Source organism: Nonomuraea sp. NPDC003707, assembly GCF_053587055.1.
In genome coordinates this window covers 723354-748211 of the sequence record NZ_JBSFNK010000001.1, presented here as the reverse complement: position 1 = coordinate 748211, position 24858 = coordinate 723354, and the positions used below count along the sequence as shown (strand labels likewise).

The 24858-nt window shown below is 69.9% G+C and carries 23 protein-coding genes and 1 pseudogene; 11 read left to right on the top strand and 13 right to left on the bottom strand.

The window, feature by feature from the left end; genetic code table 11:
- Positions 1–38: 38 nt before the first annotated feature.
- Positions 39–1196 carry a PucR family transcriptional regulator gene (locus ACWDRB_RS03480; protein WP_449891700.1) on the bottom strand — a complete coding sequence of 386 codons (1158 nt, stop codon included), beginning with the start codon at positions 1194–1196 and terminating at the stop codon, positions 39–41.
- A 106-nt stretch (positions 1197–1302) separates the two neighbouring features.
- On the opposite strand from ACWDRB_RS03480, the gene ACWDRB_RS03475 reads away from it, so the two are divergent.
- Together ACWDRB_RS03475 and ACWDRB_RS03470 are read left to right on the top strand one after the other, a co-directional pair.
- Positions 1303–3405 (top strand): M6 family metalloprotease domain-containing protein, encoded by a 2103-nt coding sequence (locus tag ACWDRB_RS03475; protein ID WP_449891699.1) that lies wholly within the window; start codon positions 1303–1305, stop codon positions 3403–3405.
- Between the two features lie 117 nt (positions 3406–3522).
- Complete coding sequence (locus tag ACWDRB_RS03470) at positions 3523–6003, top strand: ATP-binding protein (RefSeq protein ID WP_449891698.1); 2481 nt, start codon at positions 3523–3525, stop codon at positions 6001–6003.
- A 10-nt stretch (positions 6004–6013) separates the two neighbouring features.
- Here the strand turns inward: ACWDRB_RS03470 and ACWDRB_RS03465 are convergent, their stop codons facing one another.
- On the bottom strand, positions 6014–6886 hold the full coding sequence (locus ACWDRB_RS03465) for a hypothetical protein (protein ID WP_449891697.1): 873 nt from the start codon (positions 6884–6886) through the stop codon (positions 6014–6016).
- A 73-nt stretch (positions 6887–6959) separates the two neighbouring features.
- Here ACWDRB_RS03465 and ACWDRB_RS03460 point away from each other — a divergent pair, with 73 nt between their 5' ends.
- Positions 6960–7742 (top strand): tyrosine-protein phosphatase, encoded by a 783-nt coding sequence (locus ACWDRB_RS03460; RefSeq protein WP_449891696.1) that lies wholly within the window; start codon positions 6960–6962, stop codon positions 7740–7742.
- Between the two features lie 91 nt (positions 7743–7833).
- Here the strand turns inward: ACWDRB_RS03460 and ACWDRB_RS03455 are convergent, their stop codons facing one another.
- The 4 genes from ACWDRB_RS03455 to ACWDRB_RS03440 all read right to left on the bottom strand — a co-directional run bounded on the left by ACWDRB_RS03455 (position 7834) and on the right by ACWDRB_RS03440 (position 10971).
- The gene (locus ACWDRB_RS03455; protein WP_449891695.1) at positions 7834–8391 is read right to left on the bottom strand and encodes an RICIN domain-containing protein; all 558 of its coding nucleotides are present in this window, start codon (positions 8389–8391) and stop codon (positions 7834–7836) included.
- A gap of 49 nt (positions 8392–8440) precedes the next feature.
- The gene (locus ACWDRB_RS03450; protein ID WP_449891694.1) at positions 8441–8683 is read right to left on the bottom strand and encodes a hypothetical protein; all 243 of its coding nucleotides are present in this window, start codon (positions 8681–8683) and stop codon (positions 8441–8443) included.
- Positions 8684–8746: 63 nt separating this feature from the next.
- On the bottom strand, positions 8747–9787 hold the full coding sequence (locus tag ACWDRB_RS03445) for a Gfo/Idh/MocA family oxidoreductase (protein WP_449891693.1): 1041 nt from the start codon (positions 9785–9787) through the stop codon (positions 8747–8749).
- Between the two features lie 284 nt (positions 9788–10071).
- Positions 10072–10971, bottom strand: a complete 900-nt coding sequence (locus ACWDRB_RS03440; RefSeq protein ID WP_350723021.1) for a proteasome assembly chaperone family protein — start codon at positions 10969–10971, stop codon at positions 10072–10074.
- A 632-nt stretch (positions 10972–11603) separates the two neighbouring features.
- On the opposite strand from ACWDRB_RS03440, the gene ACWDRB_RS03435 reads away from it, so the two are divergent.
- Positions 11604–12524, top strand: coding sequence for a terpene synthase family protein (locus tag ACWDRB_RS03435; RefSeq protein ID WP_449891692.1), 921 nt, complete (start codon positions 11604–11606; stop codon positions 12522–12524).
- Between the two features lie 8 nt (positions 12525–12532).
- On the opposite strand, the gene ACWDRB_RS03430 is transcribed toward ACWDRB_RS03435, so the two are convergent.
- Complete coding sequence (locus tag ACWDRB_RS03430) at positions 12533–14638, bottom strand: ATP-binding protein (RefSeq protein ID WP_449891691.1); 2106 nt, start codon at positions 14636–14638, stop codon at positions 12533–12535.
- Positions 14639–15085: 447 nt separating this feature from the next.
- On the opposite strand from ACWDRB_RS03430, the gene ACWDRB_RS03425 reads away from it, so the two are divergent.
- The 6 genes and pseudogenes from ACWDRB_RS03425 to ACWDRB_RS03400 all read left to right on the top strand — a co-directional run bounded on the left by ACWDRB_RS03425 (position 15086) and on the right by ACWDRB_RS03400 (position 19400).
- Positions 15086–15373 (top strand): helix-turn-helix domain-containing protein, encoded by a 288-nt coding sequence (locus tag ACWDRB_RS03425; RefSeq protein WP_449891690.1) that lies wholly within the window; start codon positions 15086–15088, stop codon positions 15371–15373.
- 174 nt (positions 15374–15547) lie between these two features.
- Positions 15548–15814, top strand: a complete 267-nt coding sequence (locus ACWDRB_RS03420) for a hypothetical protein (protein ID WP_449891689.1) — start codon at positions 15548–15550, stop codon at positions 15812–15814.
- A 248-nt stretch (positions 15815–16062) separates the two neighbouring features.
- Positions 16063–16284, top strand: a pseudogene (locus tag ACWDRB_RS03415) (NAD(P)H-binding protein); the annotation flags it as partial.
- A 35-nt stretch (positions 16285–16319) separates the two neighbouring features.
- Positions 16320–16655: a hypothetical protein gene (locus ACWDRB_RS03410; protein WP_449891777.1), complete on the top strand. Its 336-nt coding sequence runs from the start codon at positions 16320–16322 to the stop codon at positions 16653–16655.
- Between the two features lie 177 nt (positions 16656–16832).
- Positions 16833–17504: an SDR family NAD(P)-dependent oxidoreductase gene (locus tag ACWDRB_RS03405; RefSeq protein WP_449891688.1), complete on the top strand. Its 672-nt coding sequence runs from the start codon at positions 16833–16835 to the stop codon at positions 17502–17504.
- Positions 17505–17714: 210 nt separating this feature from the next.
- Positions 17715–19400, top strand: coding sequence for a hypothetical protein (locus tag ACWDRB_RS03400; protein WP_449891687.1), 1686 nt, complete (start codon positions 17715–17717; stop codon positions 19398–19400).
- A 138-nt stretch (positions 19401–19538) separates the two neighbouring features.
- On the opposite strand, the gene ACWDRB_RS03395 is transcribed toward ACWDRB_RS03400, so the two are convergent.
- The 5 genes from ACWDRB_RS03395 to ACWDRB_RS03375 all read right to left on the bottom strand — a co-directional run bounded on the left by ACWDRB_RS03395 (position 19539) and on the right by ACWDRB_RS03375 (position 22546).
- On the bottom strand, positions 19539–19688 hold the full coding sequence (locus tag ACWDRB_RS03395) for a DoxX family protein (RefSeq protein ID WP_449891686.1): 150 nt from the start codon (positions 19686–19688) through the stop codon (positions 19539–19541).
- A 29-nt stretch (positions 19689–19717) separates the two neighbouring features.
- Positions 19718–20515 carry an ABC transporter permease gene (locus ACWDRB_RS03390; protein WP_449891685.1) on the bottom strand — a complete coding sequence of 266 codons (798 nt, stop codon included), beginning with the start codon at positions 20513–20515 and terminating at the stop codon, positions 19718–19720.
- Entirely contained in the window at positions 20512–21282 is a 771-nt protein-coding gene (locus ACWDRB_RS03385) for an ABC transporter permease (RefSeq protein ID WP_449891684.1), read from the bottom strand. Before ACWDRB_RS03385 ends, ACWDRB_RS03390 begins: the two co-directional genes overlap by 4 nt.
- A complete protein-coding gene (locus ACWDRB_RS03380; RefSeq protein WP_449891683.1) occupies positions 21272–22189 on the bottom strand; it encodes an ATP-binding cassette domain-containing protein in 918 nt (305 codons plus the stop codon). Before ACWDRB_RS03380 ends, ACWDRB_RS03385 begins: the two co-directional genes overlap by 11 nt.
- 66 nt (positions 22190–22255) lie before the next feature.
- The gene (locus ACWDRB_RS03375; RefSeq protein ID WP_449891682.1) at positions 22256–22546 is read right to left on the bottom strand and encodes an antibiotic biosynthesis monooxygenase; all 291 of its coding nucleotides are present in this window, start codon (positions 22544–22546) and stop codon (positions 22256–22258) included.
- 60 nt (positions 22547–22606) lie between these two features.
- Here ACWDRB_RS03375 and ACWDRB_RS03370 point away from each other — a divergent pair, with 60 nt between their 5' ends.
- Entirely contained in the window at positions 22607–23251 is a 645-nt protein-coding gene (locus tag ACWDRB_RS03370; RefSeq protein ID WP_449891681.1) for a TetR/AcrR family transcriptional regulator, read from the top strand.
- A 204-nt stretch (positions 23252–23455) separates the two neighbouring features.
- Here the strand turns inward: ACWDRB_RS03370 and ACWDRB_RS03365 are convergent, their stop codons facing one another.
- Entirely contained in the window at positions 23456–24817 is a 1362-nt protein-coding gene (locus ACWDRB_RS03365; RefSeq protein ID WP_449891680.1) for an MFS transporter, read from the bottom strand.
- Positions 24818–24858 lie beyond the last annotated feature (41 nt).

Sequence of the window (24858 nt, the reverse complement as noted above, 5' to 3'; positions counted from 1 at the left end):
TGTCAGGGCATTAAACGTGAGCCCTGTCAGGTTCGCAATTAGGACAAATTATGCGATTCTCTCGGTAAATATCGACCGGAGAGGCGGGCGAGTTTCAGGCTCAGGTGCAACGCGAGCCGCTCGCCCCCGTCCTTCAGGTCGGTACGGGCCAGCTCCTCCACCCGCTGCAGCCGGTAGTACAGGGACGTCCGGTGCAGCCGCAGCGCCCGAGAGGTGGCGACCGCGCTCCCGGCCAGGTCCAGGTAGGTCTCCAGGGTCTCCAGCAGCGGCAGGTACTGGGCGTCGGCCAGCAGTCCCTCCAGCCCCGGATGCAGCTCCTGGTCGGGCAGCTGGGTGAGCATCCGGTAGACGCCGAGCCGCGCCCACTCGGCCGTGCGCCCGAGCCCGGGCACCCGCGAGGTCACCTCGGCCGCGTGCCTGGCCTCCCGGTACGACTCCGCCGCCTCCGCCAGCGCCGGCCTGGTCCGCCCCACCCCGACCACCACCGGCACCGGCATGGCCGCGTGCAGCTCGTCGGGGGAGACCGGCGGCCCGGCGGTCAGCAGCACGGCGTGGTCGTAGCGGACCAGGTGCAGCGGATGGTGACCGTTCAGCCGCCGCCGCAGCGCCAGCAGCCCCTGCTCCAGCCCCAGCCTGAGCGCCTCGTCCGGCTCGGCCCCGCGCGGCTTGGCCACCAGCACGGTCACCGGCTGCGCCTGCGGGAACGCGCCCGCCTCGATGAGCTGCCTGGCCGCGTCCCGCTCGCCCGCCAGCAGCCCGGTGACCGCCTCCAGCTCCCGGTGGGAGGCCAGCCCGGTGGCCAGGCTCTCGTGGAACAGGGCCAGCGCGAGCGCCGGGGCGGCGGCCACGGCCTCGGCGATCTCGGCGGCGGACATGGCCGGCTCCGCGTCGACGAACCACAGGAAGCCGAGCAGCGCGTCCGCGTGCCGTACCGGGACGCACACCCGCGGCAGCAGGCCGAAGTGCGGCGCGCCCGGGGTGCGCACGGGCCCGGTCGCCTCGTGCACGCCGGCCGCCCGGAACCACTGCCGCACCTCGGGAGTGGTGCTGCGGCGCAGGATCGAGTCGCGGCGGATGTCGTCCATGGCGCCGTTCTGCTCGCTGTAGGCCACGACGCGCTGCACGCGGTCCTCGAGCAGCAGGGGGCGGCCGAGACGCGCGGCGAGCTCGTCCACGGTCCGCTGGAGATCCGCCACACCAACACCTTTACGTGGATATTTCAACAATTGTCGGAAAGACGACTAGGGTTCTTCCCTACAACTGATCGGTGATCTCCGTCAACATCGTCTATACCGTCAATCCGTGATTGCCCCGAAGAAGCTGCTGAAGGGTTTGCTGGCGGCCATCGTGCTGATCCCGGTGAGCCTGATGGCGACCCCTGCTTCCGCAGCACCCCCCACCGATCCCGAGTATCCGTGGCGGCAGAACCACTGGCCGCAAACGCAGCCCTGGCAGCGCGACGAATCCGCCGACGCCCAGGCCCTGCGCTCCGACCCAGCCGGCGGCATCAAGCCGATTGATCCGCAGAACTGGGAGAATCCCGACAGCATGACGTGGGCGGACTACAAACGGCCGCCCGGCACCAAGTGGAACGACCCCGCCGTCAAGGGGTCGAAGCGCACGTTCAAGGGCGCGCTCGTGCTGCTCGACTACCCGAACCAGTCGTTCGTGGTGACGCAGCCCAAGGGCTCGACGATCTACGCGAACCCGAGCGCCGAGGCCCACGACGTCCCGCGCGACCAGGTGGCCAAGTTCTACCAGGACTTCCTCAACACCCCGAACGACCTCAACAAGGGTCACACCATCCACGAGTACTGGATGGAGGACTCGGGCGGCAGGTACGGGGTGGAGCTGACCGGGTTCGGGCCCTACACGCTGTCGGGCAAGGACCACGAGTACGCGATGGAGTTCCAGGGCGGCACCGGCTGCCCGGCGGGCGACACCTGCAACAAGAACCTGCGTACCGAGGGCAACGCCGCCTGGATCGCCTCTGTCGGCGAGGAGGTGGCCAAGCAGTTCGACTTCGTCTTCTACCTGAGCGCCGGTCAGGACGAGTCGGCCACCTGGCAGGAGTTCGGGATGATGAAGTTCCCGACCAAGGAGGACGTGCCGGACGAGTGGGGCCCGCCGGACCCCGCGCTGCCCAACTGGGTGGCCACCCGCTACGTCGACTGGACCTCGTGGCAGGCCGGCTCCAACTTCTGGCCGAACGCCCGCTTCGGCATCGACTCGGTCCAGGCCGAGAGCTCGGGCATGGCCGTCTACGCCCACGAGCTGAGCCACATCATGGGCATCGCCGACAACTACAACAACCCGTACGGCGTGCCGGCGCGCAGGGCGTACACGGGCGTCTGGGAGATGCTCAGCCGCGGCAGCTTCAACGGCCCCGGCGGCCCGCACTCCCGCTGGCTGATCCCGCCGACCGCCGGCGCGTCCATGGGCGCCCAGCACATGCTGCGCAACAAGATCAAGCTGGAGATGGTGGACGAGCAGAACGTCTTACGCCTCTCGCGCGAGGCGCTCGACGAGTCGGGCCTGGTCACCGCCCGGGTCGTGGCCCGCGCCGTCCAGCCGGGCAAGAACGAGCTGTCCGGCGTCAACATCTCCTTCGACACCGGCGACAAGAGCCCCGCCTGCGACGTCACGACGAACCCGCTGTGTGACGGCGGCGGCTACGAGAACTACACGGTCGAGGTCGTGGACCGCGTGGGCACCGACTCCTTCACGCCCGACTCCGGCGTCCTGCTGGCCAAGACCAAGAACCAGGACCGGTCCCCGTTCGAGTGGGTGATCGACGCGAACCCGCAGGACATCGGCATGACCGACTACGTGCTGCCCGACGGGACGAAGGTGCCGATCACGGTCGGCGACTACCGCCAGCTCGCCGACGCCCTCTTCCACGCCGGCACGGACTCCGGCAGCGAGTACGAGTACGTCGACCAGGCCAACCGCCTGCACTTCTACGTCACCGACGTCAAGCGCGACCGCGACGGCGGGCTGTCCTACACGGTCGCCATCCGCTCGCTCGACGGCACGGGCCCGCAGAAGCGCGGCGTCAAGCTGCTCCCCTCGGCCGGCCTGCCCACCGCCAAGAACATCTCCACCTGCAAGTTCCCGCTGTTCAACACCGGCAAGGCGGCCCCGGCGCAGGGGCAGCACCCGGAGGACGTCAGCGCCTACCTGAACTCCGACGTCTACCGGCTCAAGGCCGAGATCCAGGGCAAGGGCTGGACCGCCCAGCTCCCGAACGCGCTGGACTCCGTCGCGTTCGGCAGGCAGGACCTCGTCACCGTGAACGCCGTGCGCGGGACCGGCGGCGACCGCCTGGCCAGGGTCAAGCTCACCGCCACCTCGGAGAGCGACCCGAGCAAGACCGCGACGGCCACCTGTCATGTGATCGGCTAACAGATGAACGATGGGGTACGGCTGGCGCAAGCCGTACCCCATTGGCTTGAATTACCCCATAGGGGGTGTTCGTTGACAGGGGACCTACCTGACAAACCGCGCAAAAGACGCAGAAAGGTGTCATGGGCCGCGCCCATCTCCGCGGGCCTCGCGGCCGCCGCCGCGAGCGTGCTGACCGCCTCCGTGGACTGGGAGATCCCGCCGCTGGCCAAGATCGCCGTGACCGGCGCGGCAGCCGCCCTCGTCGGGCTGACCACCTGGGCCACCACTGAGCCGCGCGAGCCCCGGCAGCAGGCGCTCCCCGCGCCCGGCCCGCACCCGCCCGACCAGTGGCCGCCGGTCCCCGAGCACTTCACCGGCCGCGCCGAGGCGCTGGCCGAGTTGCACGAGGTCTTCACCGAGCGCAGGAAGACCCCCGGCCTCTCACCGCCCCTCGTGGTCTCCCTGTACGGCCGGGGCGGCGTCGGCAAGTCGGCGCTGATGACCAGGTTCGCGCACGAGGCGGCCGGCTGGTTCCCCGACGGCAGGCTCTACGCCGACCTGCGCGGCGGCGTGGACGCACCGGTGCGCCCCGACGAGGTGCTGATCGGGTTCCTGCGCGCGCTGGACGTGCGCCTGACCACCGACCCCGGCGGCCTGGACGAGTTACGCAAGCTCTGGCTGACCTGGACCAAGGGCCGCAGGATCCTCATCGGCCTCGACAACGCCCACGACGCCGAACAGGTCAAGGCGTTGATCCCGGCCGAGCCCGGCTGCGCTGTGCTGGTCACCTCGCGCGCGCCGCTGTTCCTGAACGGCACCCATGACACGCGGCTGGGCGTGTTCAGCGAGGCGCACGGAGTGGAGCTGCTGGCCAGGCTGGCCGGCGGCGACCGGGTCGTCGACGACCTGGAGGCCGCCAAGGAGGTCGTGCGGCTGTGCGACTACCTGCCGCTGGCGATCAACATCTGCGGCGCCCGGCTGGCCACCCGCGAGCAGTGGAGCATGCGCGAGATGTCCGCCCGGCTGGCCGACACCCGCCGCCGCCTCGACCAGCTCGAAGTGGCCCCGACGGTGGACAAGAGCGTGCGCGCCTCCGTGCAGCTCAGCTACGACGACTGCACGGGCATGCAGCGCCGCCTGCTGCGCCTGCTCAGCGCGCTCACCGCGCCCGACGTGCCCGGCTGGGTGGCCGGCGAGCTGCTCGACAGCTCCGGGCTCGACGGCGCCGACCAGCTCGAAGCCCTCATCGACGCCCAGCTCGCCGAGTGCTCGGGCACCGACCAGACCGGCACGATGCGTTACCGGCTGCACGACCTGGTCAGGGTGTTCGCCGCGGAGCTGGCCGAGCAGGACGAGTCCGAGCGGCGCAGGGCCGCCATCGAGCGCGTGCTCTACGGCTACCGCCGCCGCGCCGAGGGGGCCGCGCAGAACCGCTGGCCGCAGGACTGGAGCAAGGGCGGACGCCGCTCCGACGCCGACGGGCAGGTCCGGGCCGGCGACTGGCTCAACGCCGAGCGGCTGACGCTGCTCGCCATGATCCACCTGGCCCGCCAGCTCCGGCTGTGGGAGCTGACCTGGGGGCTGGCCAGGGCGTTCTGCTCCCTGTGCCACTCGCTGCGCGCGTACTGGGCCGACTGGGTGGCCGTCGCCGAGCTCGGCTGCGAGGCCGCCGCGCAGATCGGCGACCGGCGCGCGCTGGCCATCGCGCTGCTCGACAGCGCCTCCGTGCACGGCGGGCTGGGCCTGCGGGAGCGGGCGCTGGAGGAGGCCAGGCGGGCGCTGGAGACGTTCGAGGAGCTGGGGGAGACCTGGTGGGCGGCCAGGGCCATGCGCACGATCGGCATGACGCTGTTCAGCGACGGCCACCTGGACCGGGCGCAGGACTATCTCATCGGGGCCATCACCGCGTTCAAGGGCGAGGACGACCTGTGGTGGATGGCCCGCACCCAGCGCAACCTCGCCGAGATGCGCATGTCGGAACGCCGTCCCGACGAGGCCAGGGAGCTGCTGGAAGACGCCCTGGAGATCTTCAAGCGGGACGGCAACCGCTACTCCGAGGCCCAGACCCTGCGCGTTTACGGCGAGGTGCTGGCCGCGCAGGCGCGCGTCGAGCACCGCGCGGGCGACCTCCGGCTGGCGGCCAACCTGTTCACCAGGGCCGGGTTCAGCCTCGACCGGGCCTCCGAGATGTTCAGGCAGCGGGGGGAGCTGTGGGAGGAGGCCCGCTGCCTGCGGGCCGCGGGGGAGGTCGGCGACCCCGACAACGGGCTGCGCGAGCTGGACTTCGTCCGGCGGGCCGAGAAGATCCTGGCCGCGCTGGGCGACTCGTGGGGGGTGGCCAGGACCGCCGTGTCGGCCGGGCGGGCCCTGGCGCGGCTGGGCCGGATCGAGGAGTCGGAGCGGGAGCTGCGGCGGGCGGTGCGGGGGTTCGAGGAGCTCGAGGACCGGTGGTGGATGGCCAGGAGCCTGCGCTACCTGGGGGAGGCGCACCTCGACGCGGGCGGCCGCGGGGCCGCGGTGGAGCCGCTGGAGCAGGCCAGGGACATCTACCGCAGCCTCGGCAACGAGGCCGGCATGCGCCGCACCCTGGAGCTCCTCAGACGCGCCGGCCCCTGAGCGGCCCGGATCACGTGAGGGGGGTCCTGATCAGCTCGCCCGCCGCCAGCCTGGCCTGGGCGATGCTCTCCTCGAACAGCTTGCGTACGTGCGCCGCCTGGTCGGCCAGCTCCCTGATGCGCTCGTGGGCCAGCTCGTCCCGCACGGTGTCGGCGATCAGCTGCTGGTATTCGGGGGTCTTGGCGGCCAGCGCCTCGAGCCGCCGGTGCGCGTGGTAGACCTTGTCCGCCTTGACCACCTGCTTGGCGTACTTCTCCAGGTGGCGGACGCGGTGCGACAGCGACGTCCAGGCGGCGTCCAGGGCGGTGGTGTAGGGCTTGAACGCGTCCTCCATGCCGGGCGGCAGCTCGCGGGGGACGATCTTGCCGTGCTCGGCGTGCATGGACGACAGCTTCCGCAGCCGCTGGGCGATCTGCCAGACCTCCTCGGGCAGTGAGACCCGGTTGTCGATGGTGTCGATCAGGCCGTCCCGGTGGACGCGGGAGGCCATGATCGCCTCGACCGCGTTCTGTGCCCTGCGCAGCAGCCTCTGGCAGGGGTAGTCCAGGTCCTCGGGGAGGATGAAGCGGTTGGCGTGGACCTGGGCGGCGCGGATCCGCCGCCGGGTCGATCGATAGGTGCCGTCCAACGCCATCCACCTGAACAGGACGATCAGCCCGAGCCCTACACCGGGGACCAGCAGGGCTTCCGTGCCGGTCGCTACGGCGATCACCATCAGGAGGGCCGGGATCACGAAGAGGAGGGCAGGGTTCTTCGTGGTGTCCACGCGCACACCGGATCGAGCCTGGCGGAGGATGTGCGGGCTGGACCGCAGCTCGACCGAGATCTCCGGGTGCAGCGTTGGATCGATCACCAGCCGGGGCGGCAGAGCTCGTGGATCCATACGTTCATGCTGCGTTATGAACCTCGAATTCGCTCATATTTGGCGGACATATAGGGTCGCAATAATGGATGAGATGACGAGGTGGATAGACCTGGAAGGCGCGGTCAACGCGCGTGACCTGGGCGGATTGCCGACTCGCGACGGCGGCCGCATCCGGCGCGGGCGGATCTTCCGCGCCGACAACCTGCAGGGCCTCACGCCGGGTGACGTGGCGGTGCTGGTGGGTGAGCTGAAACTGCGGCACGTGGTGGATCTGCGCTCGAACGCCGAGGTCGCGATGGAGGGCCCGGGGCCGCTGACCCAGGTGCCCGAGGTGCGCCACCACCACTTGACGCTGTTCGCGGAGGGCGGCACGCACACCGACGTCGAGGCCGACACCATCGACGGCGACCGGGTGCTGCCCTGGGCCGAGCGCGGGCTGGACGAGGAACTGCGGGTGACCGGCTTCTACTTCGGCTACCTGCGCGACCGCCCGGACGCGGTGGTGGCGGCGCTGCGCGCGATGTCGCTGGACGACGGGGCGGCGCTGGTGCACTGCGCGGCGGGCAAGGACCGCACCGGAGTGCTGTCGGCGCTGGCGCTGGAGGTGGCGGGGGCGACCCGAGAGGCGATCGTCGAGGACTACGTGGCGACGGGGGAGCGGCTGGAGCTGATCCTCAAGCGGCTGCGGAGCAGCGCGACGTACCGGGGCGATCTGGACTCGCGGCCGGCGGACGACCACATGCCGCGGGCCCGGTACATCGAGCAGTTCTTCCAGGTGCTGGACGAGCGGTTCGGCGGGGCGATGGGCTGGCTGACCCGGCACGGCTGGACCGACGCCGACACGACCGCCCTCCACACCCGCCTCCGCGACTGACGCCACCACCGGCCGCCTACCGCGTGGCAGCAGGCGGACGGCCCCGCGCCGAAGCGACGCGGGGGCCAGGGTCAACACCTCCGGTTGGCGCTCATGGGGTTCGGAGACGCCAGATCTGGTTGGGGCGGTCCTTGCAGATCGCCTGGATGACGTTGGCCCCGTGGGCCCGGCTGGCGTCCTGAACGTCCAGGCACAGGCCGCTGTGCCGGGCGATCAGCTCGAAGGGGAGGCCGGTGCCGCGCCATTTCGGTCCGGGCATCGTCCGCATCCTCCACTGCTGGTTGTAGCCCGGGTCCCAGCAGTTCGCCTGCAGGACGTCGGCGCCGTGGAAGCGGCTGGCGTCCTGTACGTCCAGGCACATGCCGCTGTGCCGGGCAACGAGCTTGAAGTAGCCGTTGTCGGTTCGCCTGAGAGCCCACTGCTGGTTGCGTCCATTCACGCAGTACGCCTGCAGAACGTTGGCCTTGTTGGCGCGGCTGGCGTCCTGAACGTCCAGACATCTGCCGCTGTGCTCGGCGACGACCTCGTAGTAGGTGGTTTCGGCGTGGGCGACCCCGATCCCGGTGAGGGCGAGGCCGGCGGCTGCGGTCAAGGAGACGATGAGGGTACGGCGGACTGCTGCGAGGGACATGATCATAATTCGTGTCATGTGATCCAGAGTGGGCGTGACCGGCGGATTTCTCATGAGTAGGGCCTACTCATTTCCGGGATCCCTGGGTCCTGTCGGCCCAGGCCAGAGCCAGGCCGCCGAGGAGAGCGGCGGGCTGGTGCGGGGAGATCAACACCGCGACCAGGGCGGCGAGGAGGAGCAGGGCGCACAGCCCGAGCCGGACGCCGGGCTCGCCGGCGCTGGTCGCCGACGGCGACGCGCTGTTGTCCCCGTCGGTCGCGCGCCGCGTCATCGACGCGTTCGCCGTCACCCCGCCGACCGCCGTGGACATAGATGATCTGCCTGAGCTGACCGAGCGGGAGACCGACGCGCTCCGTCCGGGCGCCTGGGTGGGTCAGCCCAGGTGGGTGACGATGCGCTGGGTGGCCGACAGGCGGGCGGCCTCGATGACGGTCAGCGTGTCGATCACGCTCTCCGGGTCCACGGGTGGTGGCGCCCCCTCGCGCAGGGTCGCCACAACCCCGCGATAGAAGTCCAGGTACGCCCCCGGCTCCGTCCGCTCGGCACGATGGGCCTCCTCCGTGCCGAGCAGCCCCCAGCTCCCCTCGTCATCCTCCCCGAACTCCGGCGAACCGGGCGACATCCCCGCCCGCAGCCGCTCCTCCTGCACGTCCATCCCGTACTTCACGAACCCGGCCGCCGAGCCCAGCACCCGGAACCTGGGCCCGCGCCAGGCCGCCACCGAGCTCATCCACAGATGCGACCGGGCCCCGCCCGCGTGCGTCAGCGCGATGAACGTGTCGTCGTCGGAGGCCACCCCCTCGCGCCGCACGTCGCTCTCGCAGTAGATCTCGCGCGCCGGGCCGAGCAGTTGCAGGGCCTGGTCCACCAGGTGGCTGCCCAGGTCGTAGAGGAGCCCGCCGATCTCCTCCGCGCCCCCGGTCTCCCGCCAGCCGCCCTTGGGCACCGGCCGCCACCGCTCGAACCTCGACTCGAAGCGCAGCACGTCACCCAGCCGCCCCTCCTCGACCAGCCTGCGGACGGTGCGGAAGTCGCCGTCCCAGCGCCGGTTCTGGAACACGGTCAGCATGAGCCCGCGCTCCTTGGCCAGCCGCACCAGCTCCCGGCCCTCCGCAGCGGTCCTGGCCAGGGGTTTGTCCACGACGACGGGCAGGCCGGCGGTGAGCGCGGAGGCTGCGGTGGCCATGTGGGTCCTGTTGGGGGAGGCGACCACGACGAGATCGCACCGGCCCCACAGCTCCTCCACGTCGGGCACCGGGACCGCGCCGTACTTCTCGGCCACCTCGGCCTGGCGGGCGGGGTTGCCGGTCACGACGGCGGTCAGGGACAGGCCGGGGGTGGCGTGGATGAGAGGGGCGTGGAAATACGCTCCGGCGGTGCCGTAGCCGACCAGTCCGACCCGGATGTCAGTCATTTCCTCAGGCTATCCGGCAGCCCCGTCGAGACCCCTCAGGCGGTGCCCGGCCACGGCCCTGGTCCCGGGGTCACGAAGGCGTCGCTGTTTCCGGGGGTACGAAGGCGCCTGGTTCCGGGGCACGAGGGCAGCGCTGGTACCCAGGTCACGAAGGCACCACCCAGACGGCCCACGGGGCGGCGTGACGGCGGCCCGCCACGCACACCTGGTGAGCGTCACCCTGGACAGGCCCCGGCCACGTGCGGCGGGTGGTGCCGGCTCGGGCCACCGTAAAATATGGGTGTTTACTCGTCGTCGCGCTCGGCGAGGAAGCGTTCGAACTGGGCGGCCAGTTCGTCGCCAGTGGGCATCGGGGTCGTCTCGGCCATCAGGTTCTCGCGCTCGGCGCCGCCCGCGAACGCGTCGTACTGCTGCTCCAGCCCCGTGATCGCGGTGGAGAGCTCGGTGGAGGCCTGGATCTGCTCCTCGATCTCCGTCGTCGTACGGCGGGCCGCGTCGCGCAGCCCGTCCAGCGGGAACACCAGCCCCGTGCCCCGCGTCACCGCCTCCAGACCGGTGACGGCGGCGGTCGGGTACTCGGCCTGCGAGAGGTAGTGCGGTACGTGGATCGCGTACCCCAGCGCGTCGTGCCCCTGCGCCCCCAGCCGGAACTCCAGCAGCGCCGCCACGCTCCCCGGCACCTGGACCCGTCCGAACGCGCTCGTCTGGGAGTTGATCAACTCGGGCCGGCTGGCGTGCATCGTGAGGCCGAGCGGCCGGGTGTGGGGGACCGCCATGGGGATGCCGTGGAGCGTCACGATCTTGCTCACCTTCAAGCGCTCCACCAGGTCCGACACGGCCTTGGTGAACAGCTCCCACTCCCGGTCGGGCTCGGGCCCGCTCATCACCAGGAACTGCGTTCCCGTCGCGTCCTTGGCGACATGAACGGCCAATTCCGGGCTCTCGCACTCCACCCATCGGTCAGTGTCGAAGGTCATGATGGGCCGGCGAGACCGGTAGTCGAGCAGCCGGTCCACGTCGAACGTCGCCACGACCCGGTGCTCCAGCTCGGCCAGCAGGTGGCCCAGTGCGAGGCGTCCGGCGGCGCCCGCGTCGACGAAGCCGTCGAAGTGGTACAACAACACCGGATCGGGCAGCTCGGGCGCGTCGTCTGCGAGCTCGTAGAGATCCTTCGGGTCGAACACGGTTGGACAGCCTTTCCCTAGGTACTCTTCACCAGAACCTACGGCGAGTCGGAACGATTCCGCGCACGGCACCCTATCGAGGGTCAATAGGACACATCGCCGCGGACCCGAAGATCGGGGGTTCGCAACCGGGATGTTCGCCCTGGCCAGGACGGGTGCCGCCGGGATGCCGAGGGCATAGGCCGAGGTCAGGCACCGGTCGAGGCGACCGACGGCAAAGGTGACACTTTGCTGGTGCTCGCGGCTCATTACGGTCACGCCAGGACGGTTTCGCCTGCGCGTAACAGCGGGGCGCCGATTCCCGCCGGGTCCGCGACCTCAATCTGACGCCGCTCACCACGAAAAGGAGTCTGTCGTGGTCAGAGCGTTACCGAATGAGAGCGGCGATCGCCGCACGGGCTCGCCGCCGGCGTTGCGTGCGACGCGAATGTGGTGAATGACCAGTTTATCCAATGGTTCACGCAAAGAGATTCATAGTATGAAATAAGCACTAAAGGCCTCGAAGTTGCCGACTGTGGCCTTTCGTTCACCGCCTCGTCATGCTGGATGACGTGGCTACTTCTGCGCAAACATTTGGTAGGCGACCACTCCACATCCCTCCGTTGCCATGTCCGTTCCCGAACGAGATCCACGTGCACGCCGCGGAGGTCGACGCGGAGAGTCACGCATGGCTGGCCGCCACGAACATGCTCACCGGCGCCGGGGCGATCGAGCACTTCCGGCGCTCCAAAATCGGCCTGCTCGCGGCCCGGACCAACCCGACCGTGCCGCGTGACAGCCTCCGGTTGATCAACGACTGGTACAACTGGCTCTTCGCGTTCGACGACGCGTTCTGCGAGGGCGAGCTGATGGGACACCGGGCCTCCGCGTTGGCCCGCGCCCTGCCGCCGCTCCTCGAGATCCTCGACGGACGCCGGAAGCCGGACTTCGACGACGCCTTCGGCCTCGCCCTCAACGAGCTGCTGCACCGGATCTCCGAAGCCGCCACCCCCGCCCAGGTGGACCGGTGGCGGATCACGGTGAAGGAGTACCTGTTCGCCCAGATCTGGGAGGCGGCCAACCGCGAGGTCGACCTGATCCCCAATCCTGAGGACTACGTGCTGATGCGCCGCATCACGGGGGCCACGTACACCTGCCTCGCGCTCATCGACGCCGGCGGCGGTTACCGGCTCGAGGCGGAGGAATGGCATCATCCCGATGTTCGCGCGCTCTCCGACCTGGCGTGCGACCTCATCGGCTGGGACAACGACCTGCTCTCGTACGCCAAGGAACGGGGGAACGACAAGGCCCGGCACAACCTCGTCACCGTCCTGGCCACGCACAAGTCCCTCTCCCTCCAGGACGCGTTGCGCGAGGTCGCGGAGATGCACAACAACGCGATCGCCGCGTTCATCGAGCGGCGCGCGACGCTGGAGCACTGGGCGTCGCTACCGGTCCGCAAGTACGTACGGGGGCTCGAACACTGGGTGCGCGGGCACATCGAGTTCTCCCTCGGCAGCGCACGTTACGTGCACGCCTGGCCCGACGGCACCCGCTGGCCCCAGGCGGTCTGAGGTCGGCGCTATTCAGAGGCGTCCGGCTCGCCGCCGAGCGCGAGTTCGGACGCCTCGTCCAGGTCGAGCCTGGCGCCCTCCTCGAACGTGTTCTTGTAGGCCTGCTCGCCCATCCGCCGTACACACTCGCGCACGCACACGTTGTGGTCGTCGGTCAGGAACGGCGCGCCCATCTGCGGCAGACCGGCCGACTTCCAGTTCTGGTGCAACGCGCCGAGCAGCTTGGCGGCCAGCGCCAGCTCGTCGTGCAGGACGAAGATGCGCGCGCAGGTCTCCAGCGCCAGCAGGGTGCCGAGCGTGTCGTGGAAGTGCCGCTTGATCCGCAGCCCCTCCCTGGCGCTCTGCAGCGCCTCCTCCGCCCTGCCGGTCGCGAGCCTGGTGAAGGCCAGCGCCCACTGCGCGTACGAGCTGACCCAGAGCTCGCCACGCTCCCTGCACACCTGCAGGCAGTCCAGCAGCAGCGACTCCGCCTCGTAGAACTCGCCCTGCGACGACAGCACCAGCGACAGCTCGACGATGGCGGGCAGCAGGCCGGGGTTGAGCTCCTTGTTGTCGGTGTTGAACTCGATCGCCACGCCCAGCAGCGCGCTGGCCTTCTGCAGGTCGCCCGAGAGCAGCGCGGCCGTGCCCTGCATCTTGGAGGCCAGGATCACGGCCCTGGAGTCGCCGACCCTGACGGCCTCGGTCCCGCACTGCTCGGCCGCCTTCAACGCGCCCGCGTTGTCGCCCTGGGCGCTGCGCACGTACGAGAGCACCCACAGCGCCTTGCAGCGCTCCTTGCTCGCGGTGGGGTTGGCCTGGAGCGCTCGCTCCAGGTAGAGCCGTCCCTCACGGACGAACCCGCAGCAGATCCACATGAACCACAACGACGACAGCAGCGTCAGCGCCAGCACCGACTTGCCCGGCGACTTGAGCGCATGATCGAGCGCCACCCGTACGTTGTCGTGCTCCTGCCGCATGCGGACGAACCAGTAGATCTGCCGCGGCCCGGACCAGGCGTCCTCGCTGCGCTGGGCCAGGCTCAGGTAGTACTCCAGGTGCCGCTGCTGCATCTGCTCCTTCTGGCCGAGCTTGTCGAGCCACTCCTCGCCGTACTCCGCGAGGGTGTCGATGAGCTTGTAGCGGACCCCGGCGTGGTTGCTCCTGATCAGCAGGATGGACTTCTCGACCAGCCCCGTGACCAGATCGGTGATGTCCTCGGACGGCAGCCGCCCGTCGGAGCAGACGAACCTGGCCGCGTCCAGCTCGAAGTCCTTCGCGAACACCGACAGCCGCGCCCACAGCAGCCGCTCCGCGGGCTCGCACAGCTCGTGACTCCACCCGATGGCCGCCCGCAGCGTCTGGTGCCGCGGCAGCGCCGTCCGGCTCGCGCCCGCCAGCAGGCTGAACCGGTCGGCCAGCAGCCCGAGGATCTGCTCCACCGACAGCGCCCGCAGCCGCACGGCCGCCAGCTCGATCGCGAGCGGGATCCCGTCGAGCCTGCGGCACAGCTCGGCCACGGCGCCGATGTTGTCCTCGTCGAGCACGAAGTCGGGGACGCTCGCCCCGGCGCGTTCGGCGAAGAGCTGCACGGACTCGTTCGTGAACAGGCTCTCGTCCGGATTCTCGAACGGCACCTGCAGCGGCGGCACGGGGACCACGTGCTCGTACGGCAGGTTCAGCGACTGGCGGCTGGTGGCCAGCACCTTCAGATTGGGCGCCGCCTCCAGCAACTCGTGCACCAGATCGGCGCACCCGTGCACCAGGTGTTCGCAGGTGTCGATGATGAGCAGCATGTCGCGCTCGCCCACCCACTCCGACAGCGACTCGGACTCGGCCCGCGAGGACTGGTCGGCGATGCCCAGCGCGGAGGCGATGGTGTGCTTGACCATGCCCGCGTCCTGCAACCGCCCGAGATCCGCGAACCACACGCCGTCCGGATACTGCGACCGGACGAGATGCGCGAGCCTCAGCACCGTACGGGACTTGCCCACGCCCCCGATGCCCGTCACGGTCACCAGGCGGGACTCGCCGAGGTGCCGTTTGAGGTTGGCGAGGAGCCGTGTCCTGCCGATGAAGCTGGTGAGCTCCGCCGGTAGATTGCCGTCTCGCTGCCAGCCTGTCGGGGTTGCCATGAGCAGCCTCACGGGGGGATAGGCGACACCTGCTCTCGCATCGTACCGCCGCCGCCCCCGCCTGTCCCTGGACCTGCGGACACGTCGGGTGCTTTGTATGCCCGAGTAGCATGTCCGGCGTGAACGATTTTCTACCGGAGCAGACAGCGGACGACACGGACGAGGGCTGGGGCGACTGGCCCGAGACCGACCCGGACGCCTTCTACCTGGACAACAAGCCTCCACACTGGGCCTAGAAGCAAGGCCTTCCACAACGGGACGCTTCGCGCTCGGGGTTCCAGGCTGCGCCTCCCAAGGGGCTCCGCCCTCTTTCGATCCCCCCGCCGTTGCCCGGCTACCGGGTTGGCCTGCTGATGCCCGCCCCGGACCGGGTGCCTTCCGGCCTCGTTGCCCGATCGTGCGTGGTGCGATTGGCGGCCGGTCGCGTACCAGATGAGGAGTGGCGGCATGGCTGAGCGCAAGGCCTGGTCCGACAAGCGCGCTGAGATCATGAGCCGCCCTGGCGCCGGAGCCGCCTACGAGGCCGCCCGTATGCGCTTCGAACTCGGCGAGACCGTGCGGCGCCGCCGCGAGGAACTTGGGCTCACTCAGGCCGAACTCGCTGAGCGAGCAGGACTCGAGCAACCGGCGGTGGCTCGCTTCGAGGCGGGCGGCACCATGCCCACCATCCCCATGCTGGAACGCCTGGCCGAAGCGTTCGAACTGCGGCTCAGCGTCCAACTCCAGCCGCTCTGATGAGGTCGCGGCTGCGGGCCGGCCCGCGCGGGCACGGCACCACGGTCGTCGTCTCCAAAAGGACTGGATCATCAGGGCGACGATGCGGCGCCAGGCGTTCAGGGGCCCTCACGTCACAGCAACCCACGCGGCGTCAAGAGCACGCGTGATCACACGGTGCCAGCCCGTCGGCGCATGGGGGTCTCTGCTCTGAAGGTCCATACCTTCCAGCTCGATCCCACCGCGCCCGCCGAGGTCTTCGCGACTCTCGACTACCTGTCGAAGAAGTACGGGGTCTCGGCGGCGCAGGCCCGGTCGATGGAGGAAGGGATGGCCGGGCAGGCCGCCGCCGAGGGACTGAGGTACGAGGTCGACCGTCCCGCGCGCAACACGTTCGACCTGCTGCGCCTGGTGCACCTGGGCGCGGAGTACGCGACCCGGACGGCTACTGCGATCCGGTGACCGGAGTGTGCGCGGTGCCGGGCGCGGCAGATCCTGGGCCCACCGCCGGCGACGGCGCGATGCCGGGCGGCTGACCGATCGCGGATCGCCTCGAAGAGCTCGGGCCAGGGCCGGTGGACTGACCGACCCGCTTCACCCAACCGCTGAAGAGCCCGGCCACGGCCGGTCGACCTGCTTCACGCAACCGCCGAAGCGCCACCCCCGGCCACCGGCGCCCGACGAGAAAAGAAACACAAAGGGCAACAGGGATGATTCTTGTAACAGGCGCGACCGGCAACCTTGGCACCGCGGCCATCGATCAGTTGCTCACCAGGGTCGAGCCCGGCAGCGTCGCCGCCTTCGCGAGGAACGAGGCGAAGGCCGCGACGCTGCGCGCGAAGGGCGTCGACGTGCGGCTCGGGGACTATGACGACCCGGCTGCGCTCGCACGGGCGATGGAGGGCGTCCGCAAGGTGCTGCTCGTTTCCTCCACTGACCACGGCAAGCTCCTGGCCCAGCGCGGGAGATGGGCGAGGCGGCTGTCAACGTCCTTCTCCACGGCGGCCACGAGGGAAAGACCTACGAGCTCACGGCGTCCGAGACCTACACGTTCGAGGACATCGCGTACGCGCTGTCCGAACGTTCGGGAAAGCCGGTCGGGTACGTCAGCCCCGCTCCGCAGGCGTTCGAGGAGGGCCTCCGCCGCGCAGGCGTCCCCGAGTTCGGCGTAGCGGCCCTGTCCGCGTTCGTCGCCGACATGCGGGAGGGGCGGTACGAGATCGTCACGCAGGACCTCGAAGACCTGCTGGGCAGGAAACCCATGTCGTTGAGCGAAAGCCTTCAAGAGGTCTACGGCCTCTGACCGGGTCACGCGAGCAACCGTCCGGAGATCAGCCTCGTGCCGAGGCCGCTGTCAGGGAGGGCGGCTCCGCTGACCGCATTCGCCGCGAGGCCCCCGAGGCCGCGCGCCTCCACGCCCGGCGACTCGCTGCCGCGCGCGGAAATCCTTTCACCCGTTTTCAGCTGAGGAGATATAGCTGTGCCTGTCATCGCCATCGTCGGAGCCGGCCCTGGCCTGGGAATCGAGATCGCACGCGCCTTCGGCGTCAAAGGTTTCACCGTCGCCATGATCGCCCGCAACGCCGCCAAGCTCGACGCTCTGGCATCCGACCTCCACGCCGAAGGCATCGAGGCCGCCGGGTTCGCCGGCGACATCTACAAGCCCGACACCATCACGGCGGCGTTCACGTCCGTCAAAGAGCGCTACGGCGCGATCGACGTCCTGGAGTTCTCGCCCGTCGATCAGAGCCTCGACGCCGTCGGGGTGCTCGACGTGACCCCCGAAAACCTCCAGCCGCAGCTCGACTTCTACCTCCACGGCGCCATCCACGCCGTCCGGCAGGTCGTCCCCGACATGATCACCGCCAGGACGGGGACGATCCTCGTCACCACCGGCGGCGGCTCGGTCGCCCCGGTCCCTGCCCTGGCGAACATCACGCTCGCCGCCGCCGGGCTGCGCAACTGGACCCTGAACCTCCACAACGAGCTCAAGCCGCACAACATCTACGTCGCGCACATCGCCATCAGCGCATGGATCGGAGCCGGCCACCCGGACGCCGTGCCCGACGTCATCGCCCGGGCCTACACCGACCTGTACGAGACGCGTAGCGAACCCGAACTGCACTACGTCGCGCTCGACAACCAGCCGTGACTCGCACAGTGCGACACAGCAGGGCAGCCCGCCCGATGAGCTTCGTGAGCCGCCCGGCCTGTTGCGGCGCCATCGAGCCCACCCGCTGACCGGCGAAGCGGCGGGCCATCTGATGCCCGCTCCGGACCGGGTGCCTTGTTGGGTCCGCATGTCAGTGGCGATCTCTATCATGCTGCCCCAGAGATCATCCGTGCCGATTGGGGTCCCACCATGGAGCGTCACTTCGCGAGGATTGTCGATGGCCCGTTCGCCGGCCTTGATGCGGAGATCGTCTCTGTGGACGGTCAAAGGTTGACCGCGCGTGTGACGATTTTTGGTCGGGAAACAGCGGTGGAACTCCATCGGGACCAGATAGAGCATCCCGAGGACATACCGGTGCTGTGGTACGGGGAGAAGGAGGACGACGGGCAGGTCCTCGCGGGGCTGCGGGAGCAGATAGCGGCGCAATACGACGACCTCAGGTATGGGAGAAGGTTCGAGTTCTTTCTCGAGCGTGCCGACCTTCCCGAGGAGGATCTGGCCCAGGAGTGGGACGCTTACACCGCGTTGTGCACCGAGATTGACGCAGATGTGCAACGGTGCAAGGCGGTGGCGTTGCGCGCGTTCGATGAGGAGATCGCTCCCCTGCCCGCCGGTGAGGCGAGAAGGCGGGTGGCGGCCGACCCCAGTCGCTGGCTGCCGGCTGCGGCCGCCCGGGAGGAGCGCCGGTCGCGATACCCGGGCATCGACCGCTCCAATACCGAAGAACGATTGCGGGCGGCGATATTCGGGGAGCCCGATCCGCCGCTGACGCTGTGGGAACGGGCCGACCGTCGGCGGGCCGCATCGCGTTCCGCCGCCGGACTGCGGGACTACGCGGTGTGGAAGGGGGCGAACCGACCGCAGGAGCAGGCGAGGTCGGCTGCTGCGGCCCAGGTGGAGCAGCAACGCGCCGCGATCGAGGAACGCCTTGCCCGCGACTGGGGATTCCAGCTGCCCGACTCGATCTTCCGGTTTCGGGCCTTCCTGCTGTCCTTGGGCCCGGCCGAAAAGCAGGCCCTCGACGACCTGGAACTGTGCCCGTTCGGGATCATGGACCTGTTCGATGATCCCGGACGCGGTTCCCGGGCCGGCATCGATGTGCGAGTACACGGCCGCTACTACCGTGACCCGCCCGAGTTCCTCACGTTCATGCACGGCGGCACCGACGGGCTGCATTTCGGGCTCTGGTACGACGACGGCCGCACCTGCACCGGAGTCGCCTCCTACTACAACAACGACGGTGGCGGCGTGGGCATCCCGTCGCGTACCCCTCTCGAGGCGGTCAGGTACACGCTCGAATGGGGATGGCGCCACCTCGGAGACCAGGATGACGAGCCGGCCGATCCCATGGACCCCGAGGTGGTCGCACGACGGCACCGGCTACGGCTCCTGCGCGAGATCCTGATGACCTTCGAGACCGGCGACCGCGACGAGCAGGGCGAGGACTACCACAACGTCTACAAACACTCCCCAGAACTGCTCGAGCACGGAGACCCGGATCGAATCGAAACCCTGGACGGCGGCGGCGCGCTCGTCGACGGTGACACCGCGATCAGGCGCGGCCGACAGAGACCATGGGACGACTACGAGTTCTGCACAACCCTGCAGAAGGAGCTGACCGACGACCCAGCCGTCCGGGAAGCCCGCCTCACCGAGGCACGGCGCCGCTGCGCCGCCGGACACCCCGCCGACGCTCTCACCCTCGGCCGTGACCTGCACTGGATCAGCGCAGGAGACCCCGAACTCGAACAACATGCGAACGAGCTGCTCACCATGGCCTACCGCGCTCTGGGCCGCGACAACCTCGCTGCGATCGCCCAAGCCCACCACCGCCACCGCGATCTCCCTCAGGTGCACGTCCTCGAAGAGACCTGACGCACTCACCACCATCGCACTGCCGACCTGGACAGCGGAGCGACGCTGCGAAGCCTGTTGACCACATTCGCCGATCTTGACCATCGTGGGCGAACAGCCCCGGCGAAAGACGTTCACGACCTCGAGCGGGATGGCCGGTCAGAAGCGGCCCCAGGCGATCAAGGCGGTCAGCGCGAGCAGTACGACGTTGACGGCGACGGCCGCAGGCTCTTTGCGGCGAACGTGGGTGGCGGCGGCGCCGAGCATGGTGGCCAGGACGGCCTGCAGTACCCACAAGAACACGTTCACGTCAGTTGCTCCTTTCGCAGGTTCTTGGCCTAGTAGCGGCCGAGGGTGCCGCGGCGTCGGGCGAGGTGCTCGAGCCGGTTGAACAGGACCACCCCGGCGATGGTGATGAGCAGCGGCTGGGCCAGCAGCCATCCGAGACCCCAGCCGGTCGGGAGGGCGGCCAGGGAATGCCCGCCGAGCAGGATGTCCCGCATCGCCTCGATGCCGGGCGCGATGGGGACCGCGAGCCGGCTGAGGAAGGCGACCGGGTCGGGCATGGCGGCCAGGGGGACCAGGGTGCCGCCGGCGATGGCGTAGACGGCCACGGACAGCTGGGTGATGATCTCGATACGTTTGAACACCAGGGTCAGCCCGCACAGGATGAGGGCCAGGCCGCAGGTGCCCAGCGTGATGGCGGCCAGCGGCACGATCACCTGCGCGTCGAAGGGCAGTCGCCCGCCCTGGAGGGTGATGGTGACCGCGCCGGTGGCCAGGACGGCCAGTGCGGTGGGCAGGGCGGAGATCACGGCGGCGACCTGGCGGCCGAGGATGAGCGCGGCCGAGGGCAGCGGGGTCAGGTAGGTCTGTTCCAGCACGCCGGACTGGATGTCGCCCAGGTAGCTCCAGAACACGCGGTTGACCTGCTCGTGGATGAAGGTCAGCGCCACCATGCCGAGCAGGACCGGGAGCAGGAGGTCCGCGCGCAGTTGCCCACGTCCCATGAACAGCACGATGAGCAGGTAGAACAGCGGGAAAGTGGCCATCTGGATGAGGACTTCGCGCCATCCGGCGACGAGGTTGAGCAGGCCCTTGCGTACTTCCGCGGCGAATCCGCGAGCGAAGATCATGCTGTCTCCTGCAGGGCACGGCGGTGGTTGCGGACGAACAGCAGCCCGCCGGCGGCGGTGAGCGCGATCGTATGGGCGAGCAGCCAGGGCAGGGTGCCTCCGTTCCACACGTCGGCCAGGGTCCGGTCCTGGAACAGCGTCTGGGTGAGAGCCTCGATGCCCAGCGTGGTGGGCAGGACCCTGGCCAGGACCGCCAGCCAGTCCGGATAGAAGGCCAGCGGCAGGAACGACCCGTTCAGCAGCAGCACCAGTGCGGTGAACAGCGACTGCAGCGCCCCGATCATCGGGGAGACCAGTGCGAGGGCCGCCAGCAGGAACGTGAAGGCCAGCACGTTCGCTCCGAGCAGCAGGGCCGGCGCCAGCGCCGCCCAGCGCATCGGGATCGCGATACCGGCCACCAGCATGGGGACGAGCGCGGCGACCGCGGCCACGGCCAGGCCGAACACCGAGGCGGTGAGCAGCCGGCCGAGCATCGGCAGCCAGGGCGGCGCCGGGGTCAGCTGCGCCTGGGCGAAGGTGCCGGCGCGTTTCTCCTCGATGAGGTCGGCCACCATCACCAAAGCGGCGTACTGCAGGAACCAGTAGGCGCCGATCGCGACCAGGGTCTGTGGCAGGAGCTCCTGGCGCAGCTCGCCCTGGCCGAGCACGAACTGCAGGCCGAGGTACATGGTGGTGCTGATCAGCAGGGTGATGACGTGGCCGATCGGGTGGGCCAGCTGCACGCGCAGGCCCTTGCCGATCTCCGCGCGCAGGACGTCAAGCAGCATGGGACGCCTCGTTCACCAGGGCGAGGAACACATCCTCCAGGTCGGGCTGGACCTGGGTCAGCGACTCCAGGACGGCACCCTGGCTGCGCAGGCGCTCGACCACGTCGTACACCTCGTGCGGGTGGCTCACCCGCACGCTGATCGTGGTGACGCCGTCGCGGGTGACGGCGTCGAACCCGGGTGGCGCCGCGCCCTCGACGCGGATCTCGTACCTGTCCCGTTCGCGGAAGCTCGCCAGCAGCTGGTACGTGGGCAGGTCGGCGATGAGCCGTCCTTTGCGCATGACGGCCACCCGGTCGCACAGCTCCTGGGCCACGTCGAGCTGGTGCGTGGTGATCAGGATGGTGGTGCCGAGCTCGCGGGCCTGCTCGGTGATCCAGTTCTTGACGGTGCGGGTGGCCTCGACGTCGAGGCCGAGGGTCGGCTCGTCGAGCAGCACGATCGGCGGGTCGGCGATGAGAGCGGCGGCGATCGCGACCTTCTGCTGCATGCCGCGCGAGAAGCCGCCGACCTTGTCGTCGCGGCGCTCCCACAGCTCCAGGTCGGTCAGCAGATCACGGGCGCGCTCGGCGACCTGGGCCTTGCGCAGGCCTTTGAGCCGGCCGAAGTACATGAGGTTCTGCCAGGCCGACAGGCTCCAGTAGACGTTGCGCGAGCCTTCCAGCACGGCGCCGAACTGTGCCATCGCGGCCGAGCGCTGCCGGGTCACGTCGAAGCCGCCCAGCCGGACCTGGCCGGAGGTGGGGGTCAGCAGGCCGGCCAGCATCTTGATGGTGGTGGTCTTGCCGGCGCCGTTGGGGCCCAGGAAGCCGAAGACCGACCCGGCGGGGATGTGCAGGGACACCTCGTCGACCGCCCTGACCTGCGCCGAGCCGTAGACCTTGGTCAACGCGTCGATTTCGATCATGTCATCTCCTTGGTTCGGGGAACCCCGGCCCTCCGGGCTGCGGGGCCGGAGGGCCGGGGCAGGCGGTCAGAGCTCGGCCAGAACCTCGATGTCCTCCGCCATGACGTCGCGGGCGACTGCGAACGCCGCGACGGCAGCGGGGGTGCCGGGCGCGGCCTGGCGGGCGGCCTGCAGGCTGGCGGCCGAATCCCAGCGCCAGACGCCGACCCACGTCTCGTCGTTCAGCCGGCCGAGGCGCGCTTCGGTGAGGCCGGGCTGGGTGGCTCTGATGGCGGCGACCAGGGCGGCGTGCCGGGCCTGAACCTGCTCGGCGTCCGCGGGATCGGCCTGGAAGCGGGTGACGCTGATGACCGTCATGGCTGTACCTGCTCTCTAGAGTTGACTTCTAGTTACTGAATCTAGAGATAGACTCTAGCCATGAGCGATGTCAAGCGGACGAACAAGCGGGCTGAGAAGGCGAAGGAGACGCGCCGGCGCATCCTCGCGGCCGCATCGGAGTTGTTCGTGCAGGACGGATACGGCGCGACAAACCTGCAGGACGTCGCCGAGAAGGCCGGGGTCGCGGTGCAGACGATCTACTTCGTCTTCGGCAACAAGCGCGCCCTGCTCAAGGAGCTGGTCGACGTCACGATCGCGGGCGATGACGAGCCGGTGGCCACGATGGACCGGCCGTGGTACGTGGCGGCGCTGGCCGCCGGCACCGCCCAGGACATGCTGCGCGCCTACGTCGCCGGCACGACCGCGGTCCTGGAACGCGTCGCGCCGATCGGCCGGGTCCTGGAGGCGGCGGTCGCGAGCGACCCCGAGGTTGCCGCGCTGTGGCCGCACGACGTCGATCCCCGGCACGTCGTCCAGCAGGGCGCGGCCAGGGCGCTTGCCGGCAAACCCGGGGCGCGGGCCGAGGTGTCGGTGGAGGAGGCCGCCGACCTGCTGTACGGCCTGCTCAGCCCCGAGCTGTACCTGCTGTTCGTGCACGAGCGCGGCTGGACGCGCGAGCGCTGGGAACAGTGGGTCGGCGAGACCCTCCGCGCCCAGCTCTGCACCATGGGCGGGAACGGGTGATCCTCCGTCCCGTCGCCCACGTCCTCGGCGGGCGGTGTGGGTGCCGGCGGCTCGAGGGTTTCCGTGGCACCGACACGAGATCCACAGCCGGGACGCACGGGCAACGGGCGACCCTTCGGGTGCGGACGAGCAGGGGCCATCGCGGCGCATGGCATGTGGGTAGGACGGTGTGCCCCATACCGGGTCACACCGTCCTCGACAGAGTCAGTGGTGGGGTTGGGCGTGGTGTGGCAGCAGTCGTACCAGGACGCAGGAGGCCAGCAGAAGGGCCGCCACCACGCCGAGGCTGGCCGTCGGGCCGGCGTGGAAGTAGACGGTGGTGAGGGCGGCGGCGCCGAGGCTGCTGGCCAGTTGCTGGGTGGCCGACAGCGAGCCGCTGGCGCTGCCGGACTCGGCCGGGTCGACGTCGCCGAGAGTGATCTGGTAGACGGTGCCGAAGCAGGTGCCCAGACCCAGGCCGATCACGAACACCGGCAGGATGAGCGCGATGCCGGTGAGGAGTATCAGGACGCCGGTCAGGGTGAGCAGCAGGCCGATGAGGATGAGCCTGCGGCCCAGCCGGGCGATGAACCGGTGCGCGGTGATCGAGGCGACCACGATGCCGGCGGCGACGGGCGCCAGCCCGAGGGAGGCTCCGGTGGGGGTGCGGCCGAGGTCGTTCTGCAGGTGAAGGGAGAGCACCAGCAGCAGGCCGGCGACGGCGGCGTTGAAGGCCAGGCCGAGGATCAGCCCGGAGGTGAAGCCGCGGTTGGTCAGCAGCGAGGGTTTGACGAGCGGCTGAGGCGCGGTGCGCTGGCGGCGGCAGAACAGGGCGAAGGACACCAGCCCGGCGCCCAGGCAGATGACCGGTGGCAGGCCCCAGCCGTGACTGGAGCCGTCGATCAGGCCGTACAGCAGGGCGAGCATGGTGACGGCGAGCAGGGCTGAGCCGGGTCCGTCGACGGTGACGGCACGGTCGCCGGGATCCGGGGGCAGCAGCCGTACGGCACAGCCGATCGCCAGGCCGCCGAGGGCGATGTTGATGAGGAACATGGCACGCCAGCCGAGGCCGAGCAGGTCGGCGTCGATGAGGAAGCCGGCGAGGATGGGGCCGCCGATGGCGGACAGGCCCAGGGCGGGGGCGAAGACGCTGAAGGCCGTGCCGATCTGGTCGCGAGGGAAGACGGCGCCGAGGATGCCGAAGCCCTGCGGGATGAGCAGGGCGCCGAACGCTCCTTGGAGCAGCCGGAACGCCACCATGGAGGTCGGGTCGAAGGCCAGGCCGCAGGCGATGGAGGCCAGGGTGAAGCCGGTGATGCCGATCAGGAACAGGCGGCGCCGGCCGTACTTGTCGCCGAGCCGTCCGCCGACCACCAGCAGCACTCCCATGGCCAGGGCGTAGGCGGCGCCGAGCCACTGGATGAGAGCCTGTCCGCCGTTCAGGTCGGCGGCGATGGCGGGGGCGGCGATGTTGGTGATGGTCGAATCCAGCAGGTCGAGGATGGCGGCGAACAGCACGACGGCGAGGACGGCCCAGCGCCGGCGCGCGGAGGTGGATGCAGGCGCGGGGGCCACAGGGGTGCGCATGAGGACTTCCTATGAGGGTGAAGGGGGATGAGCCCCGGCCC

Excerpts from the sequence above, each read along its gene's own strand:
- ACWDRB_RS03420 (WP_449891689.1), top strand. The coding sequence starts at position 15,548 with ATGGGGGTCTCTGCTCTGAAGGTCCATACCTTCCAGCTCGATCCCACC.
- ACWDRB_RS03465 (WP_449891697.1), bottom strand. The coding sequence starts at position 6,886 with ATGGATCCACGAGCTCTGCCGCCCCGGCTGGTGATCGATCCAACGCTG.
- ACWDRB_RS03375 (WP_449891682.1), bottom strand. The coding sequence starts at position 22,546 with ATGACGGTCATCAGCGTCACCCGCTTCCAGGCCGATCCCGCGGACGCC.
- ACWDRB_RS03445 (WP_449891693.1), bottom strand. The coding sequence starts at position 9,787 with ATGACTGACATCCGGGTCGGACTGGTCGGCTACGGCACCGCCGGAGCG.
- ACWDRB_RS03370 (WP_449891681.1), top strand. The coding sequence starts at position 22,607 with ATGAGCGATGTCAAGCGGACGAACAAGCGGGCTGAGAAGGCGAAGGAG.
- ACWDRB_RS03380 (WP_449891683.1), bottom strand. The coding sequence starts at position 22,189 with ATGATCGAAATCGACGCGTTGACCAAGGTCTACGGCTCGGCGCAGGTC.
- ACWDRB_RS03385 (WP_449891684.1), bottom strand. The coding sequence starts at position 21,282 with ATGCTGCTTGACGTCCTGCGCGCGGAGATCGGCAAGGGCCTGCGCGTG.
- ACWDRB_RS03390 (WP_449891685.1), bottom strand. The coding sequence starts at position 20,515 with ATGATCTTCGCTCGCGGATTCGCCGCGGAAGTACGCAAGGGCCTGCTC.
- ACWDRB_RS03430 (WP_449891691.1), bottom strand. The coding sequence starts at position 14,638 with ATGGCAACCCCGACAGGCTGGCAGCGAGACGGCAATCTACCGGCGGAG.
- ACWDRB_RS03425 (WP_449891690.1), top strand. The coding sequence starts at position 15,086 with ATGGCTGAGCGCAAGGCCTGGTCCGACAAGCGCGCTGAGATCATGAGC.
- ACWDRB_RS03460 (WP_449891696.1), top strand. The coding sequence starts at position 6,960 with ATGACGAGGTGGATAGACCTGGAAGGCGCGGTCAACGCGCGTGACCTG.
- ACWDRB_RS03450 (WP_449891694.1), bottom strand. The coding sequence starts at position 8,683 with ATGTCCACGGCGGTCGGCGGGGTGACGGCGAACGCGTCGATGACGCGG.
- ACWDRB_RS03365 (WP_449891680.1), bottom strand. The coding sequence starts at position 24,817 with ATGCGCACCCCTGTGGCCCCCGCGCCTGCATCCACCTCCGCGCGCCGG.
- ACWDRB_RS03400 (WP_449891687.1), top strand. The coding sequence starts at position 17,715 with ATGGAGCGTCACTTCGCGAGGATTGTCGATGGCCCGTTCGCCGGCCTT.
- ACWDRB_RS03455 (WP_449891695.1), bottom strand. The coding sequence starts at position 8,391 with ATGACACGAATTATGATCATGTCCCTCGCAGCAGTCCGCCGTACCCTC.
- ACWDRB_RS03410 (WP_449891777.1), top strand. The coding sequence starts at position 16,320 with ATGGGCGAGGCGGCTGTCAACGTCCTTCTCCACGGCGGCCACGAGGGA.